Origin of the sequence: Kitasatospora sp. NPDC058406 (genome assembly GCF_042722765.1) — a bacterium.
Classification (GTDB): domain Bacteria; phylum Actinomycetota; class Actinomycetes; order Streptomycetales; family Streptomycetaceae; genus Kitasatospora.
This window is the reverse complement of sequence record NZ_JBHXKE010000083.1, coordinates 1-18559: the sequence shown is the minus strand read 5'-3', so window position 1 is coordinate 18559 and position 18559 is coordinate 1. Positions and strand designations below refer to the sequence as shown.

Below are 18559 nucleotides of genomic sequence, written 5' to 3'. Positions count from 1 at the left end.
GAGCCTCTCCCCGGCTGTACCGTTTCCGGGGACGACCCCATTGGAGGCAACAGATGAGCAAGACGGCCGGCCGCCCCCTGCGGGCCGACGCCGAGCGCAGCGTCCGAGCGATCCTGGCCGCTGCCGAGCGCGTCCTGGCCGTCAACCCCGGCGCGTCCATGGAACAGATCGCGGAGGCCGCCGGGGTCACCCGGACCACCGTCCACCGGCGGTTCGCCAACCGGCAGGCGCTGGTCGACGCCCTGGCCGCCGAGGCGGCGGCGAAGCTCGCGGAGGCCATCGAGGACGGGCACCCCGAGACCGCGCCGCCGCTCGTCGCACTGCACCGCGCCACCGCCAACGTGCTGCGGGTCAAGGGCGCCTGGGGCTTCGCCCTCGGAACGGCGGCCACCGAGAGCGACCGGGCCCTGCGGACGCACGACGAGATCGCCCGCCGCTGCGTCGACCTGCTCGGCCGGCTCAGGGCCCAGGGCCTGATCGCCCCGGACGCCGACCTGGAATGGGTCCGCCGCGTCTTCTACGCCCTCATCGGCGAAGCGCTCCACGGCGAGCACGCCACCGGCCCGGACCCCGCCCCGGACCCGGACCCCGACGCGCTCGCGGCCAGGATCGTCGACACCCTGCTCCACGGCGTCGGCCCGCGCACCGCCCTCCGACCCGCCCCCTGACATGTCCTCCGACACGCCCTCCGACGTGCCGGACGGGGAACGCGCCGATCAGGCGGCGATCCGGAGCCCCCAACTGCCCTTTATCGCACGATAATCATCTATCTCCCTCGATCGAGGGAACAATCTCTCTTGTCCACATTTTCGCGGCCAGATGGGGGAACATCAGCACGTCCGCGCCCGAACGACCCCGGTCGGGCGGCAGCACACCGGCCCCTGGATCAGCCCGTGACTACCTCCGCCCCCGTGTGGGACTGCCCCTTCAACCACACCGACGGCCTGGAGTTCGACCCGCTCCTCAAGCGCCTGCTCACCGAGGAGCCGATCGCCAGGATCCGCCTCCCGCACGGCGAGGGCGAGGCATGGCTGGCCACCCGCTACGAGGACGTCCGCGTCGTGACGACCGACCGCCGGTTCAGTCGCGCCGCCGGCATCGGCCGCGACCTGCCCCGGATGACGCCCGCCCCGATCGCCCAGGTCGAGTCGATCAACCTGATGGACCCGCCGGCCCACAACCGGCTCCGCCGCCTGGTCGCCAAGGGCTTCACCAACCGCCAGGTCGAGCGGATGCGCGCCCACACCCAGGGCGTCGTGGACGGCTACCTGGACGGGATGGAGGAGCACGGCGCCCCCGCCGACCTGGTCCACCACCTCTCCAGCCGGCTCCCGCTCACCACCATCTGCGAGCTGCTCGACATCCCCGAGCAGGACCGCGCCGAACTCCGCGGCCACGCCGTCGCGATGATGACGATGGGTCCCGGCAGCGGCGCCGGGCAGGTCAACGCCAAAGCCGCCCTGCGCGCCTACTTCGCCGAGCTCACGAGCGCGCGGCGGCGCTCGCCCGGCGAGGACCTGATCAGCGCGCTGGCCACCGCACGGGACGGCGCCGAGCTGCTGGACGACGACGAACTCGCCGTCATGGCCATGGTCCTGCTGGTCACCGGTCACGACACCAGCACCTACCAGCTCTCCAACATCACCTACACCCTCCTCACCCACCCCGAGCAGCTCGCCAAGCTGCGCGCCCAGCCCGAGATGCTGCCGCGCGCCCTGGAGGAACTGCTCCGCTTCATCCCGTTCCGGCAGGGCGTCGGCATCGCCCGGGTCGCCACCGAGGACGTCGAGCTGGGCGGCGTGCTGATCCGCGCAGGCGAGCCGGTGCACGTCTCCTACCTGGCCGCCAACCGGGACCCGGCGATGTTCGAGCGACCCGACGAGCTGGACCTCGACCGCGGCACCGCCAACCACATGACCTTCGGCTACGGCACCCACCACTGCCTCGGCGCCCACCTCGCCCGGATGGAACTCCAGGTCGCCATCGGCACCCTGCTGCGGCGCTTCCCCGGCCTGCGGCTCGCCGTCCCGCCCGCCGAACTCGACTGGCAGACCGGCTCGATCTGGCGCTACCCGCAGACCCTCCCGATCGCCTGGTGACCGCCTCCCCGCCGCACCGCCCCCGCAGCCGCCCCGGCGGCACCGCGCCGACCCGCCCGCGCGGCGGCGCCCGCCCCACGCATCCGTAGGCCACCGCCCGCGCCGACCCACCGCCCCGCCCGGGCCACCAGGGGAGTCCACCCATGGCAACACTCTGCCGACCCGCCATCGCCGTGCCCGAGCACGTCATCACCCTCGACGAGACCCTCGACCTGGCCCGCACCCTGCACGCCGGCCACCCCCAACTCGGACTCGCCCTGCGGCTGATCGAGAACACGGGGGTGCGGACCAGGCACCTCGTCCAGCCCATCGGGAAGACCCTGGCCCACCCGGGCTTCACGGTGCGCAACACCGTCTACGAGCGCGAGGCCAAGCGCCGCGTCCCCGAGGTGGTCGAGCGCGCGCTCGGCCACGCCGAACTCGGCGCCCGGGACATCGACCTGATCCTCTACGTCTCCTGCACCGGCTTCATGATGCCCTCGCTGACCGCGTGGCTGATCAACACCATGGGCTTCCGCTCCGACACCCGTCAGCTGCCGATCGCCCAACTCGGCTGTGCGGCCGGCGGCGCCGCCGTCAACCGGGCGCACGACTTCTGCCGCGCCTACCCCGGCGCCAACGTGCTGATCGTGGCCTGCGAGTTCTGCTCGCTCTGCTACCAGCCCACCGACATCGGCGTCGGCTCGCTGCTCTCCAACGGCCTGTTCGGCGACGCGATCGCCGCCGCCGTGCTGCGCGGGCGCGGCGGCGCCGGCATCCACCTGGAGCGGAACGGCTCGCACCTCGTCCCGGACACCGAGGACTGGATCTCCTACGGGGTCAAGGACACCGGCTTCCACTTCCAGCTCGACAAGCGCGTCCCCGGCACCATGGAGATGCTCGCCCCCGCCCTGCGGGCACTCGCCACCGACCACGCCTGGGACGTCTCCGGCCTCGGCTTCTACATCGTCCACGCCGGCGGCCCGCGCATCCTCGACGACCTCTGCCACTTCCTCAACCTGGAGCCGGCCGCCTTCCGGTTCTCCCGCGCGACCCTCACCGAGCGCGGCAACATCGCCAGCGCCGTCGTCTTCGACGCACTGGCCCGGCTCTTCGACGAGGGCGAGGTCACCGAAGGCACCCAGGGGCTGATCGCCGGATTCGGCCCCGGCATCACCGCCGAGATCTCCCTGGGCAGTTGGGTCGGCGCACCGCTGGAGGCCGTGGTCCCGCGCCGGCCGCGCGCGATCGACACCGCCGAGCTGACGCTGACTCACCCGACGGCCCCCCTGCTGCGCCCGGCCGGGACTACGATCACCGAATGACCGATACCACGGACCGTACGGGCGCCGCCGCCAGAGCCGACCGGACCGCCCGGATCCCCCGCAGCGCCGCCACCGACCGGGCCGCCGCGGCCGACCGGGTGGCCGGCACCGGCCCGGCCACCACCGCCGACCGGGCGGCCGAGCTGGCCACCCTCTTCCCCGCGCTGCACGCGCCGCAGTACTGGACCTGGGGCCGCTACGACGCCCAGTTCTCCACGGCCCTGCCGCCGGACGAGCTGGTCACCAACATCCACCTGGTGGGCTTCACCGGCGACGGTCTGGTGGTGCTCTGCCGCGACGAGCGCGACCACTGGTTCCTGCCCGGCGGCACCCGCGAGGACCGCGAGTCCGTCGAGTCCTGCCTGGTGCGCGAACTCCGCGAGGAGGCCGGCGCCCGGCTGCTCGGCGAGCCGGTCTGGCTGGGCGCGCACCGCTGCGTCACCGAGGACACCGAGCCGTACCGGCCGTGGCAGCCGCACCCCGAGAAGGCCTGGCTCTGGGGCTGGGGAGAGGTCGCGGTGGACTCCGACCCGACCAATCCGGACGACGGCGAGCAGGTCGTCGAGGTCCGGGCGGTGGAGCCGGCCGAGGCGCAGCGGCTGCTGCTGGACGGCCACGAGGCGTGGTGGGGCGAGCTGATCGGGTTGGCGGTGGAGCTGCGGGAGCGCCCCTCCGCCGGCTGAGGGCCCGCCCGCTCCGGAAGTCTGCGCCCGGGGTGTTCCCGCACGTCCTGAAGATCACCGGAATGGCTCAACAGCGGACCGTGGTGTCCGACCGGCGGTGGTATGACTCGAAGGGACTCGGGCCTGCACCGACGGGAGCGTCATGGACAACTACCCGCTGCTCAACATCTTCTGGACGATGCTGGAGCTGTTCCTCTGGATCCTCTGGTTCTTCCTGCTGTTCAAGATCATCACGGACATCTTCCGCAGCCACGACATCGGCGGCTGGGCCAAGGCCGGCTGGCTGCTCCTGGTGATCCTGCTGCCACTGATCGGCGTGCTGGTCTACGTCATCGCCCGCGGCAGGAGCATGGGCGAGCGCGACGTCGCCCAGGCCCGGCAGTCCGATGCCGCGTTCAAGCAGTACATCCGGGAGGCGGCCGGCAGCACTCCGGCGGGCGAGGCCGGGTCCGGAGGCGGGACCGGGGCGACCGGCTCACGCAGTCACGTCGACGACCTCGCCAAGCTCGCCGAGCTCAAGGCCGGCGGGGCGATCTCCGAGGAGGACTACCAGCGGGCCAAGGAGAAGCTCCTGGTGTGACCGGGCCCGGGCCCGCCCGGCAGCCCGCCCACCCGCCGGCCGACGGACCGCCGGGCGGCGGGTGGGCCCGCGGGCGCGGGAGCTCCCCCGCCCGCGGGCCCGCCGGCTCGGCTCACCGCGTCAGCGCCGCCCGGACCGCCGGTCACCCGAACCGCGACCCTGCTGGTCACCGCCGGTCAGCCCGGCCCGCCGCAGCGCGTCCGCCATGGCGCTGTTCCCCGCCGGCGCCGGAGCGGCGGAGCCGCCGCCCGACCCGCGCCGGTCCTGGCGCGGCGGGCGGCCACCACCGGCACCACCGCTACCACCGGCACCGCCACCGCCGCCCTGCCGCTGGCGTCCGCCCTGCTCACCGGGACCGCGCCGCTCACCGCCGCGGTCTCCGCCGCGGTCCCCGGCCCCGCGCCCGACCTCGTCGTCCAGCCGCAGTGTGAGCCCGATCCGCTTGCGCGGCACGTCCACCGAGGTGACCCGGACGGTCACGATGTCGCCCGGCTTGACCACCTCGCGCGGGTCCTTGACGAAGTTCCTCGACAGCGCCGACACGTGCACCAGCCCGTCCTGGTGGACGCCCACGTCCACGAAGGCGCCGAACGCGGCCACGTTGGTCACCACGCCCTCCAGCACCATGCCGACCTCCAGGTCGCCGATCTTGTCGACGCCCTCCTTGAAGGTCGCGGTGCGGAAGGCCGGTCGCGGGTCCCGGCCCGGCTTGTCCAGCTCGCCGAGGATGTCGGTGACGGTCGGGATGCCGAAGGTGTCGTCCGCGAAGTCGCCCGGCCGCAGCGCCCGCAGCCGGGTGCCGTTCCCGATCAGCTCGCGCAGCTCCCCTCCCGAGGCGGCGAGGATCCGCCGCACCACCGGGTACGCCTCCGGGTGGACGCCGGAGGCGTCCAGCGGGTCGTCGCCGTCCGGGATCCGCAGGAAGCCCGCGCACTGCTCGAAGGCCTTCGGCCCGAGGCGGGCGACGTCCTTCAGCGCCTTGCGCGTGCGGAACGGCCCGTTGGCGTCGCGGTGCGCCACGATGTTGTCGGCGAGCGTCCCGGTGACGCCCGAGACCCGGGTGAGCAGCGGTGCGGAGGCGGTGTTCACGTCCACCCCGACCGCGTTCACGCAGTCCTCGACCACCGCGTCCAGCGAGCGGGAGAGCTTCACCTCGCTGAGGTCGTGCTGGTACTGGCCGACGCCGATCGACTTGGGGTCGATCTTGACGAGCTCGGCCAGCGGGTCCTGGAGCCGGCGGGCGATCGAGACCGCGCCGCGGATCGACACGTCCAGGTCGGGCAGCTCCTGCGAGGCGAACGCCGAGGCCGAGTAGACCGAGGCGCCGGCCTCGCTGACCATCGCCCTGGTGAGCTTCAGCTCCGGGTGGCGCGTGAGGAGGTCCTCGGCCAGCTTGTCGGTCTCCCGCGAGGCGGTGCCGTTGCCGATCGCGACCAGGTCGACGGAGTGCTTCTTCGCCAGCGCCGCCAGGGTCGCCAGCGCGGCGTCCCACTTGTTGGCCGGCTGGTGCGGGTAGATCGTGTCGTGGGCGACCACCTTGCCGGTGGCGTCCACGACGGCGACCTTCACGCCGGTCCGGAAGCCCGGGTCCAGGCCCATGGTGGCGCGGGTGCCCGCCGGGGCGGCGAGCAGCAGGTCGCGCAGGTTGGCGGCGAAGACGCGCGCCGCCTCGTCCTCGGCCTCCTGGCGCAGCCGGCCGCGCAGGTCGATGCCGAGCCGGACCAGGATGCGGGTGCGCCAGGCCCAGCGGACGGTGTCGCCGAGCCACTTGTCGGCCGGGCGTCCGTGGTCCGCGACCCCGAACCGGGCGGCGATGCGCTGCTCGTAGTCGCTCGCGCCGGGCAGGTCGCCCGCCTCCTCGCCGTCGAACGGGGAGAGGTCGAGGTCCAGCACCTCCTCCTTCTCGCCGCGCAGCATCGCGAGGATGCGGTGCGAGGGGAGCTTGGTGTACGGCTCGGCGAAGTCGAAGTAGTCGGCGAACTTGGCGCCGTCCTGCTCCTTGCCGTCGCGGACGGTGGCGACCAGCCGGCCGCGCGTCCACATCCGCTCGCGCAGCGAGCCGACCAGGTCGGCGTCCTCGCCGAACCGCTCGACCAGGATCGACCGGGCGCCCTCCAGCGCGGCGGGCGCGTCGGCGACGGACTCGTTGAGGAACGTCCCGGCGAGCGCCGCCGGGTCCTGCGAGGGGTCCGCGAGCAGGGTGTCCGCCAGCGGCTCCAGCCCCGCCTCGCGGGCGATCTGCGCCTTGGTGCGCCGCTTCGGCTTGAACGGCAGGTAGATGTCCTCCAGCCGCGCCTTCGAGTCGGCGCCGAGGATCTGCGCACGCAGCGCGTCGTCCAGCTTGCCCTGTGCCTCGATCGACTCCAGGACGGCCGTCCGCCGCTCCTCCAACTCCCGCAGGTACCGCAGCCGCTCCTCCAGCGTGCGCAGCTGCGTGTCGTCCAGCGAGCCGGTGGCCTCCTTGCGGTAGCGGGCCACGAACGGAACCGTCGCACCGCCGTCCAGCAGATCGACCGCCGACTTCACCTGTCCCTCGCGGACGCCCAGCTCCTCGGCGATCTTCCGCTCGATCGCCTGTTGGGCCTGTCGGGCCGCCTGTTCGACTGGCGTGGTCACGAAGCCGGTCACCTTCTTCAGAGTTGCTGTCCGTACCCCCGCATTCTGGCAGCTGCCGACGACACCCCCGCCCGCCCCCACCACCCCGGGCGTGGCGCGGGTGCGACGGGACGGGCGGGCGGCGTGGAGGAAGGTGAGGAGGCGGTGCGCGGCCGTCCCTCCGGCGGGACCGCGTCCCCGGCCGACCGAGACCTACCGGAGCGGGTCGGTCATCGCGTGCCCCTCCTCCGGCGGAAGCGGCTCCGACCAGCACGGCCGCGCCCCCGAGCGCCCCCCTGGAAACCCAACACCCCCGTGAAGTCCTCACGATCCCACCCTGGTGTTCGAAAAGGAGGCGATCACCCGCCGGTCCAGGCGTACAGTGCCGGGCATGTGCGCAGCCGCCCGACCGCCCGACCGCATGCACGACGACGAACCCGACATCGACACCGGCCTGGTCCGACGGTTGATCTCCGCTCAGTTCCCGCAGTGGAAGGGGCTTCCGCTGCAACGGGTCGCCTCCACCGGGACGGACAACGCGATGTTCCGCCTCGGTCCGGAGCTCGCCGTCCGTCTCCCGCGGGCCGGTTGGGCCGCCGACGGCGTCACGCGCGAGCAGCACTGGCTCCCCCGCCTCGCCTCCCGGCTCCCGGTCCCGGTTCCCGAGCCGCTCGGCCACGGCCGCCCGTCCTCGGGATACCAGTGGAACTGGTCGGTGGTGCGCTGGCTGGACGGCGTCAACCCGGTCGTCGGATCGCTCGCCGAACCGGTTCGGCTCGCCCACTCGATCGCCGGTTTCATCACCTCGCTGCGCAAGGTCGAGCCGACTCCGGACGCCCCGGCGGCCTCGCGCGGCGCACCGCTCGCCGCCCGCGACGCCGCGACCCGCGCGGCCATCGGCCGGCTGCGCGGAATGATCGACACGGACACCGCAACCGCCCTGTGGGACAAGGCCCTCCGCCTTCCGGAGCGGGCCGGACCGCCCACCTGGATCCATGGCGACCTGTCCCCCGGCAACCTCCTGCTCACCGGCCAGCACCTGGGCGGCGTCCTCGACTTCGGCCAGACCGGGGTCGGCGATCCGACCGTCGACCTGATCGCCGCCTGGAACCTCCTCCCCGGCAGCGCCCGCCCCGCCTTCCGCACCGCCCTCGCCGTCGACGACGCCACCTGGGAGCGCGGCCGCGCCTGGGCCCTCTCGATCGCGCTGATCCAGCTGCCGTACTACCGCACGACCAATCCGCCCCTGGCGGCCAACGCCCGCCACGTGCTCCGGGAGGTGCTGACGGACCGCAGCGTGTGAGCCCCGCCCGCGCCCCGTCCCGGCCGCCCCGTCGCCCGCGCTCCGTCGCGGGCGCTCCGCCGTGGCGTCCGCGCGAACCGGCCACCGCTCACGCCTACATGGTCCGGGTGGCCTCCGCCGCTCCCGGCGGGAGCGGCCGGCGCGCGACCTCGGACTGCCAGGAGCCGGCCAGTTCGGCGGGGAAGCGGCGACCGCTGCGGGTCAGCACCAGCCCCGGCGCGAGTTCGACCTCGTCGCCCGGCCGGAACGGGCGGTTCGCCCCGGGCGGCAACTGCTCCCAGGGGCCGCACTGTCCGTGCCGGCCGGCCGCGCGCATCCGGCTGCCGTACGTGCTGGTGTCCCGCACCACCACCGAGCCGCCGCGCACCGACACCACCAGGTGCCGGCGGCTCACCCGGGCGGCGAGCGCGGACGGCAGCAGGGCGAGCAGCGCGATGCCGTCCGCCGTACCGGGCGCCCGACCTACCGCCGTCTGCGAGCCCTCGTCGAGCGTGTACCGGGCCACGCACTGCCCGTCGACGACCACCTTCAACTGTGCGGCGCCGGGCCGCGTCCCGTCGTCGAGCAGCGGGGCGCCGTGCAGTTCGCAGGTGGGCAGGCCCTGCCGCATCCGCGGGAGCATCACCCGGCCCCCGCGGTGGACACTGTAGAGCGTGCAGCGCTGTTCGGGGCAGCGCCAGGCGCGGCCGACGACCTCGACCAGGGGCTTGCGGGCGGGGGTGAGCAGTCCCTGCTTCTTGAGCGCGGACAGCTCCATCTTCTTCGAGATCTCCGCGCCCGTCCGGTGCCCCATGTCGAGCGGCACCAGCCGCACCGTACCCCCGCGGGCCGGCTCGGGCTTGAGGAACTGCCAGGTGTTGCCCTGGATCCACGGGTGTTCGAGGCGGAAGTCGTCGTAGTAGTCGCCGGTGACGACCTGGATGCCGGTCATGCCGGCGATCTCCAGGACGCGTTCGTCGGCGTCCGGCACCTCCTCCACCAGGCCGGCGGTGACCCACCGCCGCAGCATGCGGGCGTCCGCCGGGTGGGTGAACTCCCTCCTGCCGCCCAGCAGGCTGCGGTCCGCGACCAGGTAGACGGAGACGTTCCGGTCTCCGGTGAGCCTGATCAGCGCCTGGATCACCAGGTGGAGACGGTGCAGTGAACGCGGGGCGGGGCCGCCGAGGTTGACCTGGCAGGCGATGTTGGAGAGTTCGACCAGGTAGTCGGCGCGGTCGGCCGCGGTCGCGAGGTTGCGTTCCAAGGGACCTCCGTGGCACGGGTCGCCGGGCACCGTCCTTCCGTCCCCATCATGGCGCACCACCCCCGCCGGCGGGAGGCCGCGCCGGAAGGATCGCCCCCTGCCCCCGTCTTCACCACCGTTTCGCCGCTGCCCACTTCGGCCGCGCCGGCGGCCACGAACCGCCGCGCACGCCCGTTCCCGGCCGCCCGTTCCCGGCCTCCCCTCCGCCCTCCGCCCGCCGCCCTCCCCGTCGGCGACCTGCCGCCGCCCCGGGCCGACGGGGCTTCCCGGGCGTCCCGGAGCCGCCGTCAGTGGTCGACGGTCACCACGATCTTGCCGACCTGCGTACCCGCCTCCATGTAGCGGTGGGCGTCGGCGATCTCCTCCAGCGGGAAGGTCCGGTCGACCACCGGCCGGAAGGCCCCGGTGCGCAGACCGGAGGCGACGAAGGCCTCGGCACGACGCAGGGCCTCCGGGTCCCTGGTGGTCTCGTGGAGGATGTAGCTGCGCATCGCCCTGCCGCTCATCAGGGCCATCGGCGGGAACGGCGTGTCCAGGCCGCTCAGCATGCCGTAGACGAAGAGGGTGCCGCCCCGGGCCAGGGCCTCGGCCAGCTCGACCACGCCCGGGCCCGCGACGGCGTCGAAGACGAACGTCGCACCCCGGCCCCCGGTCAGCTCCAGGACCCGCTCCGCGACGTCCTCCTCGTCCGTGACGATCACGTCCGCCGCGCCGGCCTTCAGGAGGGCGTCGCGCTTCGCGGCCGTCCTGGTGGTGGCGATGGGCGTCGCGCCCACCCGGTCGGCGATCTGCAGGGCGGCCAGGCCGACGCTGCTGGACGCGGCCGTGATCACCACCGTGTCGCCGGCCCGCATGCCGCCGGTCTCCACCAGCGCCCCGTACGCCGTCACGTACGGCATCCAGACCGCCGCGCCGCCGACCGCGTCCAGCCCCTCCGGCCGGTGCAGGACGGCGTCCGCCGGGACGACCGCCCGCTCCGCGTAGACGCTGTAGTCGTTCATCGAGAACGCGGGCACCACGCTCACCCGGTCCCCTGCCGCGAACCCCGCCACCCCCGGTCCGACCGCCTCGACCACGCCCGCCGCCTCGGTGCCCAACCGACCGGGGAACTCCCGGACGTCCTCGATGTACCGGCCGCTGCGGAACAGCACCTCGGCCCGGTTGACCCCGATCGCGTCGACGCGGATCAGCAGTTCACCGGCGCCCGGCGCGGCGATCGGCGCGTCCTCCAGCCGCAGCACCTCCGGCCCGCCCAGCTCGTGAAAGCGCACAGTCCTGACCATCGCTCAACTCCCGTTCCCCCTAGGTGGCGACCCCTCCAGACAACTTCAAAGTACGGCAGCTGTCAAACTTCGACAGCTGTCGTACTTCGACCCGGCCGCACCGCGCCGGCTGTCGTACGATGACCGGCGGGAGGCCCACCACCGATGACACGAGCAGCGCAGCGCGGCACCACCGGGGACCGCGTCCCGCCCCACCCCGACCTCCGCACGGTCGCGCTCCAGCAGGTGCTGGAGGCGCTCGTCGACCCCGTCCGGCGCCACATCGTCCGCGAGCTGCACGCGGCCGGCGAGGACCTCGCCTGCGGGGTGATCGAACTGCCGGTCGGCAAGTCGACGGCCACCCACCACTTCCACGTCCTGCGCGAGGCCGGCCTCATCCGCCAGTACTACGTGGGGACCTCCCGCCTCAACGCACTGCGCCGGGAGGAGTTCGAGGACGCCTTCCCGGGGCTGCTCCAGGCCGTCGTCACGGCGCCGGAGCAGCGGTGAGTCCCGCCCGGGGGCGCGCACGCACCACCCCTTAGGGTGCGAACATGACACGCCACATCACCTTCGAAGGCCCGATCAACTTCCGCGACCTGGGCGGCTACCCGACCGCCGACGGCCGGTCGGTCCGCTGGGGCCGGCTCTACCGTTCCGCGTCCCTGGGCACCCTCGCCTCCCCCGCCGACCTCGAACGGTTCCGGGCACTGGACATCGGAACGGTGATCGACCTGCGCTACCCGTGGGAGATCGCCCGCAAGGGGAGGGTCCCGGAGCTGGACGGGGTCGCGTACCACAACCTCTCGATCGAGCACCGGCCCTACGACCAGGCCGAGATCGACCCGGACGTGGATCCCTGGCGGCACCTGGCGGATCGTTTCGCCGAGGTGGCGGAGGACGGGGCGGCGGAGATCCGGGAGGTGCTGGAGGTGATCGCCGCGGCCGACCGGCCGGTGGTGTTCCACTGCGCCTCCGGCAAGGACCGCACCGGGCTGATAGGCGCACTGGTGCTCACCCTGCTCGGAGTCGACGAGGACGACGTCGCCGCGGACTTCGCGCTCACCGAGCTGGTCACCGCCCGGCTGGTGGCCGACTGGCGGGCCTCCAACCCGGGGCGCGCGCTGCGCTGGCCGGCGTTCGGACGCGCTCCGGAGGAGGTGATCCGGCTGACGCTCGCGGACCTGACCGCCGCCCACGGGTCGGTGCACGCCTACGCCACCGGCAAGGTCGGGATCGACGGGGCCGTGATCGGCGGACTCCGCGCCCGGCTTCTCACGGTGTAGCCGCCCGAGGGCGGTAACTGGCCAGTACATCACCGGAACGACCATCACATAGAAAAGGAATCGCTCGGCCTTCTGTTCAAAAACGGACACCGGCGGTCGATATTGTCCGGACCGGTGCCGTGGTAGAGAATTTACGGTGAATATCGATCACGCCCTTGCCATCCCTCCTCCCCCAGACCTCGGCCCTCCGAATGGCCGGAAAAAATAGTGCTGGCCACCTGTTCGTGCACGCTAATGTCATTCCCGCGGCGGCTCGGCCGATCGGGTGACCAAGACCGTTCCGGTCGAACCTCCGCTCGTTTCTTTTTGCCTGCATGACTCCGCCCCGCACGGCGGTGTCACCGAAAAGATCGGACGGAACATGCACGCCGAGAACCGCACGCTCCTGCGCGGCGCCCTGGTGGCCGCCGCACTGATCGGGTTCGCCGGGGCCACGCCCGCCCTCGCCGAGGGCTCCTGGACGTCGCACATCGGCAAGTGGGGCCCGGGCTCGGAGTCCCGCCGCTGGGCGGACGCCGACCGGGACGACACCGTCACCACGGTCACCTTCCAGGGCTGCACCACCGACACCAACGACTTCAAGGACGCCGACCTCGCGCTCTTCAAGGACGTGTTCGGCCCGGACAAGTCCTACGGTTACCGGCTCAACCACTGCGACGGCTCCGCCTGGGGCGACCAGAGCTCCGGCGACTACTACTTCGTACTGGAGGGCGTGCGCGGTGGCGGAAAGCTCTGGGTGGACACCGTGAGCACCCGGTACTGACACACCCGGACCCGATCCGCCGCCGTGCCGAGGCGTGCCGACGGACGCCCCTTCCGTCGGCACGACCCGAACGCCCGGAAACACCCGGGACACCCGGAACACCACCCGGAACGACGGCCCACTTCCCCGAGCGAAATGCGTCGACCCCGCCATGGCTCTCGAATTCCACCGCATCGAATTCCAGTACAACCGAAAGGCCACCCTCTTCGCCGGTCTCGACCTGAGGATCGAGAACCGGGCCACCGTCCTGCTCGGCCCCAACGGCGCCGGGAAGTCCACGCTGATGTCCCTCGCCGCCTCCCACCTGTCCCCGCACCGGGGATCCGTCACCTGGCACGGCGTCAACCCGGCCACCGGCGGCGGCGACCGGGCCGCCTACCGGCGCGCCGTGGCCTGGTTACCCCAACAGGTCACCCCGGTCCCGGGGCTCAGCGTGCGCGAGCAGGTCGCGTACTGCGGCTGGCTGAAGGGCATGTCGCGCACCGCCGCCTGGCAGGCCTCGGCCGGCGCGCTCGCCCGGGTCGGGCTGGACCGGCTCGCCGACCGGGCCGGGCACCAGCTCTCCGGCGGCCAGCTCCGCCGGCTGGGCATCGCCGGCTGCCTGGCCCACCACAGCGAGCTGATCCTCATGGACGAGCCCACCGCCGGACTCGACCCGACCCAGCGGGCGGTGTTCCGTTCGCTGGTCGAGGAGTTGACGGAGGACGTGAGCGTCGTCGTCTCCACCCACCAGACCGAGGACCTCGCCGAGACCTACCGGCACGTGGTGGTGCTGGACCGGGGCCGGATCCGGTTCCAGGGCGGCACCGGGGAGTTCCACGCGCTCGCGGACGGCGCCGTCGTCGGTGCCGCCGACGCCACCGGCCCCGGTGCCGGGAGCGCCGCGGGCGGCGGTCCCACAGGTCGCGGCCCCGCGGGTGGCGGTGCCGCGGGCCCCGATACCGGCGTACGCGGCCCCCGCACCCCGAGCGCCGAGGCCGCGTACGCCCGCCTGATCGAACGGGAGACGTGACATGCTGCTGCGCACCGTCCTCCGGGTCTCGGCGGGCACCCGTGTGCTGCCGTTCCTGCTCGGCTTCGTCCTGGTCGCCCTCGGCGACGACCTGACCGCCTGGATCACCCCCGCCTACGGGCTCGCCGCCGCCGGCCACGCCAGCCTCGCGCTGCCGTTCGCCGGCGCCGCCTGCGCGGCCGCCGGGGCCTGGGAGGGCGGGCGACTGCACCGCGGCCGGGTCTTCGACCGCTCGCCGGTCCGGTCCCCGCTGACCATCACCGCGCCGCTGCTCCTGCCCGTCGCCGTGATGGGCGGGCTGGGCATGGTGACCGCGCTCGGCACCACCGCGGCGGCCGGCGGCACGGTGACCGGGGTGCCGCAGCCCGGTGTCCTCGCCGTCTGGGCCGGGCTCCTGCTCGCCGACACCCTGATCGGGTCGGTCGTCGGGCGGGTGCTGGCGCCGGTGGTCGCCGTCCCTCTCGCACTGGTCAGCAGCTTCGTCCTGAACGCCTACCCGGCCTCGTTCGACACCTACTGGCTGCGGCACCTGGTCGGCGGCGGCCTCGCCGACTGCTGCGCGGTGGACCAGGTCCTGGACGGCCGGGCGGTGGCGAGTTCACTGGTGTTCTCGGCCGCGGTCTGCTCGGCCGCCGTCCTGCTGATCCGGCAGCGGGGCGCGCCGATCGCCCTGGCAGCCGCGCTGGCGGTGACGGCGGCCGGCATCGGACTCGCCGCACACCTCGCCCGCGACCTCGGCCCGGAGCCCGTCCGGACGCGGTCCGCCGCCGCCCTGGTCTGCGACCACGACCGGCCTCGCGTCTGCCTCTGGCCCGAACTGGGCGCCGCCCGCTCGACCATGGTCCGCGCGGAGACCCGGCGACTCGCCGGCACCCTGGCCGGGCACGGTGTGCCCGTACCGGAGGCGTTCACCATGGCCGGCCGACCGGGGCCCGGCGAGGCCAAGCTGGGCGTCCCCACCGACGCCCGGGTGCGAGACGTCGCGCCCGCCGTGGTCGGCGGTCTGCTCCCCCGGGTCCCGGACTGCGCCCTGCACGGCGGCCCGTACCCGGCGGGTGCGGCGGCGGGCACGGCCGCCGCCTGGCTCGCCGCACGGGCGGGTCCGGACGGCAGCACCGTGCCGCCGTCCTCCGGCGGCCGGTTCGACGACGCGGACGCCGCCCGCGCCGCGCAGCTGCTGCGCCTTCCCCGGGAGGCCCAACTCGACTGGTACCGAAGGGCCGTCGAGGCACTCGGCCGGTGCGGCGCCCCACCGCCGGCCGTCGGACCGGGGACCACGACGGCCGGACCGGGGAGCGTCGGGGCGGGTGGCGCCCCGTGATCTGGTGGTGCAAGGCCCGTGCGGTGCCGGCCGTCACCGCCGCGCTCGCGGGCACGTTCGCCCTCGGCCTGCTGCTCGGGGACGGCGAACTGCCGGTGCCCGCGCTGCGCGGCCGGGCCGGACACTTCCTGGTCGCGCACGTGATCACCCTGATCCCGGCGGTCTTCCTGCTGTACGGGCTGGGCCGGGGTGACCTGCGGACGGAGACGGTCGCCGGGCGGTTCCTGCGCGGGTGGGACGTCGCGCTCACCCTCGGCGTCGCCGTCACCGGCACGGCGGTCGGCGCCCTCGCGTACGCGGCCGGACAGGGCGACCTCACCCTCGTCATCGCCCGCGACACCGCCGGCTACCTCGGTCTCGCGCTGCTGCTCCACCCCCTGGTGGGCCACCGCCCGGCCGCCGCCGCGCTCGCCGTCGTCCCGCTGCTCTGCTCGGCGACCGGCTGGAACCCCGACGGCCGCCCCGAACCCTGGGCCTGGCCCCTCCACCCGGCCGGTTCGGCGTACGCGCTCGCCGGCGTCGCGCTCACCGTGCTCGCCGGTACGTCCTGCGCGCTGCTCCGCCGGCATCCGGTGACCGAACAACGGGTACTGGCCGTCTGAAGGACCCGCCCGACCCCGCCCGGCCCCGCTCGACCCAGCCCCTCGCCACCCCCGGAGGTATCGATCGTGCGACGTCTCGTCACCGTCTGCGGCACCCTGGCCGCAGCGGGTGCCCTCACCCTCGCCCTGCCCACCTCGGCCCTCGCCGCCCAGGGCTCGCTCGCCGTCAACGGGGCCCGCTACAAACACCCGAGCGGCTGCTACGAGGGGATCCGCACGCCGCTGACGGTCACCAACCAGACCGACGAGCCCGTCTCCGTCTTCGACGCCCCGGGCTGCGGCGGCTCGGAGATCGCCGTCGTCCTACCCGGCCGACAGGGCACCTACCCGACCGGCCGGAGCGTGTACATCGACTGACCCGGCCGCGCCGACCCGGCGCGGCCGAGTGCGACGCGGCCGGGTGCGGTGGGGCCGGGTGTGCGGGGCGAACAGGACGGGCGGGGTGGAACGGGTCGGACGGAACGCCGGCACGGCCTCACCGCGGGCGCGGCCTGCCCTGCTGCCCGCCGCTCCGCCCTTGACCGCCGCCTCGGCCGTCCCGGCCCTGAGCACCCTGACCGCTCCGGCCTCCCTCCCCGCCCTGGCCGCTGCGGGCACCGCCGCGCTGCCCCCCACCGCGTGGCCGACCGCCCTGCGGCCCGCGGGCGCCGCCCCGCCCGGCCGGGGTGGCGCCCGCGGCCTCCGGCCAGTGCCCCGGGCGCTCCAACGTCTCCGGCAGGCGGGTCGTCGCATCACCCCGCGCCGCGTTGAGCTGGATCTGGGTGAGGAAGAGCACCTCGGTGAGGTCGGCACCGGACAGGTCGGCGTCCCGGAGGTCCGCCCCGATCAGGTCGGCGAGCCGCAGGTCCGCGCCGGACAGGTCGGCGGCGACCATCAGGGCGCCCCGCAGGTTGGCGCCGCGCAGGTCCGCGCCGCGCAGGCGGGCGCCGAACAGGTCCGCGCCCCGGTGCTCGCGGCGGCGCGGCACGGCGGCCCGGACCAGCTCGCTCGCCTTCAGCAGCAGCTCGGCCACGCGCTGCCGGTGCGCGGGCACGTCGACCGCCAGGATCTCCTCGGGCGTGCCGGCGGCGAGCCTGCCGGTCTCCTCCAGCGCCTCGCCCAGCTCGGCGTGGACCGGACGGGCGGGGGCGAAGGTGAGCGCCTCGGTGAGGTACCGCAGCAGCTCGTGCAGCTGCCGCACCACCGGGAACACCTCGAACATCCGCGCGCCGCTCTCCGGTTCCTCCCGCCAGCTGCGCCCACCGAAGGTGACTTGCGACACGTGCTGGCCGGCCCCGAAGCAGTCGTACACCGTGCAGCCGGGGAAGCCGGTGTCGCGCAGCCGCTCGTGGATGCCGCAGGTGAAGTCGGTCTGCAGGTTGCGGCACGGGCTTCCGGCGGACTTGTTGACGGCGAAATCGCTGCCCGCGGCGAACGGCAGCGCGACGCAGCACAGCCCGAAGCAGCTCCCGCAGTCGGAGACGAGGTTGAGGCTCGGGACGGTCACGGTGCTGGTGTTCCTCCGGTCGGGTGAGGTCGTGCGCTGTAGAGCGTACCGATCCGCCGGAACCGCGGTCGGTTAGTGTGGTCGGCCGGTGTCGGTTCGGCCGGGGCGAGGCGGTCAGGGCTCAAGCAGGACGGAAGCGACCCGGATCCGCTCAGGATCCGGGGGCACCGCACACGGCACGAGCAGCACCGCGCACCACAGCACACTGGAGGAATCAGGCATGTCCCGGCACGACGTGACGCCGTACCCGGACGCCCTCGACCCCGGTGACACCGCCGACGCGGGCAACACCGCCGACGCCGGGGGCCGCACGTCCGCCGACCGGTTCGCCGACCTCCGCTTCTCCCCGCGGGCCCGCACGATCGCGTTCACCGTGCTCTGCTTCGCCGTCTGCCTGGCCATCGGCGCCCAGCAGTGGACCACCGCCCAGCTGGGCGGCTTCGACCTCGGCATCTTCGACCAGGGCGTACGCGGCTACGCGCACTTCGGCCTGCCGGTCTCGACGCTGAAGAGCTACCACCACGAGTTCCCGCCCGGCTTCTCCCTCCTCGGCGATCACTTCTCCCCGGTGATCGCCCTGATGGCGCCGCTCTACTGGCTCTGGGACGACCCGCGCTCCCTCCTCCTCGGCCAGGCGCTCTGCTTCGCGGCCGGAGTGCCGCTGATCCGCCGGATCGCCGACCGCTGCTTCGCCGACGCCGACCCGCGCACCGCCCGTCGCGCCGCCGACCTCGCCGCGCTCGCGTACGGCCTGGGCTGGCCGCTGCTGGTGGCCTCGCGCGGCGGCTTCCACGAGGTGGCGTTCGCGGTGCCGCTCACGCTGCTGATGCTGGAGCGCGGGCTGGCCCGCCGTTACGGCACCGCCGCGTTCGCCGCACTGCTGCTCTGCTGCACCAAGGAGGACATGGGGCTGGCGGTCGGCGCGTACGGGCTGGTGCTGCTGCTGCGGGCCCGCCGCGACACGGAGCCGGCGCGACGCAGGCGGGCCGTCCGCTGGGGCACCGGGCTGCTGCTCGGCGG

At 74.1% G+C, this 18559-nt stretch carries 17 protein-coding genes and 1 pseudogene; 14 read left to right on the top strand and 4 right to left on the bottom strand.

Annotated elements, in window-relative coordinates:
- The first annotated feature begins 53 nt into the window (after positions 1-53).
- From ACFWOG_RS18250 to ACFWOG_RS18230, 5 genes are all read left to right on the top strand, one after another.
- A complete protein-coding gene (locus ACFWOG_RS18250; protein WP_380359611.1) occupies positions 54-668 on the top strand; it encodes a TetR/AcrR family transcriptional regulator in 615 nt (204 codons plus the stop codon).
- A 225-nt stretch (positions 669-893) separates the two neighbouring features.
- On the top strand, positions 894-2099 hold the full coding sequence (locus ACFWOG_RS18245; RefSeq protein ID WP_329948104.1) for a cytochrome P450: 1206 nt from the start codon (positions 894-896) through the stop codon (positions 2097-2099).
- A gap of 143 nt (positions 2100-2242) precedes the next feature.
- Positions 2243-3403 (top strand): type III polyketide synthase, encoded by a 1161-nt coding sequence (locus ACFWOG_RS18240; RefSeq protein ID WP_329948105.1) that lies wholly within the window; start codon positions 2243-2245, stop codon positions 3401-3403.
- The gene (locus ACFWOG_RS18235; protein ID WP_329948106.1) at positions 3400-4086 is read left to right on the top strand and encodes an NUDIX hydrolase; all 687 of its coding nucleotides are present in this window, start codon (positions 3400-3402) and stop codon (positions 4084-4086) included. Before ACFWOG_RS18240 ends, ACFWOG_RS18235 begins: the two co-directional genes overlap by 4 nt.
- 142 nt (positions 4087-4228) lie before the next feature.
- Positions 4229-4666 carry an SHOCT domain-containing protein gene (locus ACFWOG_RS18230; RefSeq protein WP_329948107.1) on the top strand — a complete coding sequence of 146 codons (438 nt, stop codon included), beginning with the start codon at positions 4229-4231 and terminating at the stop codon, positions 4664-4666.
- A 120-nt stretch (positions 4667-4786) separates the two neighbouring features.
- Here the strand turns inward: ACFWOG_RS18230 and ACFWOG_RS18225 are convergent, their stop codons facing one another.
- Positions 4787-7282 (bottom strand): Tex family protein, encoded by a 2496-nt coding sequence (locus ACFWOG_RS18225; RefSeq protein ID WP_380359608.1) that lies wholly within the window; start codon positions 7280-7282, stop codon positions 4787-4789.
- Positions 7283-7652: 370 nt separating this feature from the next.
- On the opposite strand from ACFWOG_RS18225, the gene ACFWOG_RS18220 reads away from it, so the two are divergent.
- Positions 7653-8564: an aminoglycoside phosphotransferase family protein gene (locus ACFWOG_RS18220; RefSeq protein ID WP_380359606.1), complete on the top strand. Its 912-nt coding sequence runs from the start codon at positions 7653-7655 to the stop codon at positions 8562-8564.
- 94 nt (positions 8565-8658) lie between these two features.
- Here ACFWOG_RS18220 and ACFWOG_RS18215 read toward each other — a convergent pair whose 3' ends face one another.
- A complete protein-coding gene (locus tag ACFWOG_RS18215; protein ID WP_380359604.1) occupies positions 8659-9807 on the bottom strand; it encodes an FHA domain-containing protein in 1149 nt (382 codons plus the stop codon).
- A gap of 287 nt (positions 9808-10094) precedes the next feature.
- A complete protein-coding gene (locus ACFWOG_RS18210) occupies positions 10095-11090 on the bottom strand; it encodes a zinc-dependent alcohol dehydrogenase family protein (RefSeq protein WP_329879401.1) in 996 nt (331 codons plus the stop codon).
- 144 nt (positions 11091-11234) lie between these two features.
- Here ACFWOG_RS18210 and ACFWOG_RS18205 point away from each other — a divergent pair, with 144 nt between their 5' ends.
- From ACFWOG_RS18205 to ACFWOG_RS18175, 7 genes are all read left to right on the top strand, one after another.
- Positions 11235-11579, top strand: a complete 345-nt coding sequence (locus ACFWOG_RS18205) for a helix-turn-helix transcriptional regulator (RefSeq protein ID WP_329948112.1) — start codon at positions 11235-11237, stop codon at positions 11577-11579.
- A gap of 44 nt (positions 11580-11623) precedes the next feature.
- Entirely contained in the window at positions 11624-12355 is a 732-nt protein-coding gene (locus ACFWOG_RS18200; RefSeq protein WP_329879403.1) for a tyrosine-protein phosphatase, read from the top strand.
- A gap of 361 nt (positions 12356-12716) precedes the next feature.
- Complete coding sequence (locus ACFWOG_RS18195; protein WP_329879404.1) at positions 12717-13118, top strand: hypothetical protein; 402 nt, start codon at positions 12717-12719, stop codon at positions 13116-13118.
- A 151-nt stretch (positions 13119-13269) separates the two neighbouring features.
- Positions 13270-14130 carry an ATP-binding cassette domain-containing protein gene (locus tag ACFWOG_RS18190; RefSeq protein ID WP_380359601.1) on the top strand — a complete coding sequence of 287 codons (861 nt, stop codon included), beginning with the start codon at positions 13270-13272 and terminating at the stop codon, positions 14128-14130.
- A gap of 1 nt (position 14131) precedes the next feature.
- A complete protein-coding gene (locus ACFWOG_RS18185) occupies positions 14132-15451 on the top strand; it encodes a hypothetical protein (RefSeq protein ID WP_380359600.1) in 1320 nt (439 codons plus the stop codon).
- Positions 15448-16053: a hypothetical protein gene (locus ACFWOG_RS18180; protein ID WP_380359598.1), complete on the top strand. Its 606-nt coding sequence runs from the start codon at positions 15448-15450 to the stop codon at positions 16051-16053. The genes ACFWOG_RS18185 and ACFWOG_RS18180 overlap by 4 nt, the downstream gene beginning before the upstream one ends.
- Positions 16054-16119: 66 nt before the next feature.
- Positions 16120-16410, top strand: a complete 291-nt coding sequence (locus ACFWOG_RS18175) for a hypothetical protein (protein ID WP_329948117.1) — start codon at positions 16120-16122, stop codon at positions 16408-16410.
- Between the two features lie 328 nt (positions 16411-16738).
- Here the strand turns inward: ACFWOG_RS18175 and ACFWOG_RS18170 are convergent.
- Positions 16739-17539: pseudogene (locus ACFWOG_RS18170) on the bottom strand (pentapeptide repeat-containing protein); the annotation flags it as partial.
- Between the two features lie 220 nt (positions 17540-17759).
- Between ACFWOG_RS18170 and ACFWOG_RS18165 the strand changes: the two are divergent.
- The coding region (locus ACFWOG_RS18165) for a DUF2079 domain-containing protein (protein ID WP_380359596.1) at positions 17760-18559 on the top strand (800 nt) is incomplete at its 3' end.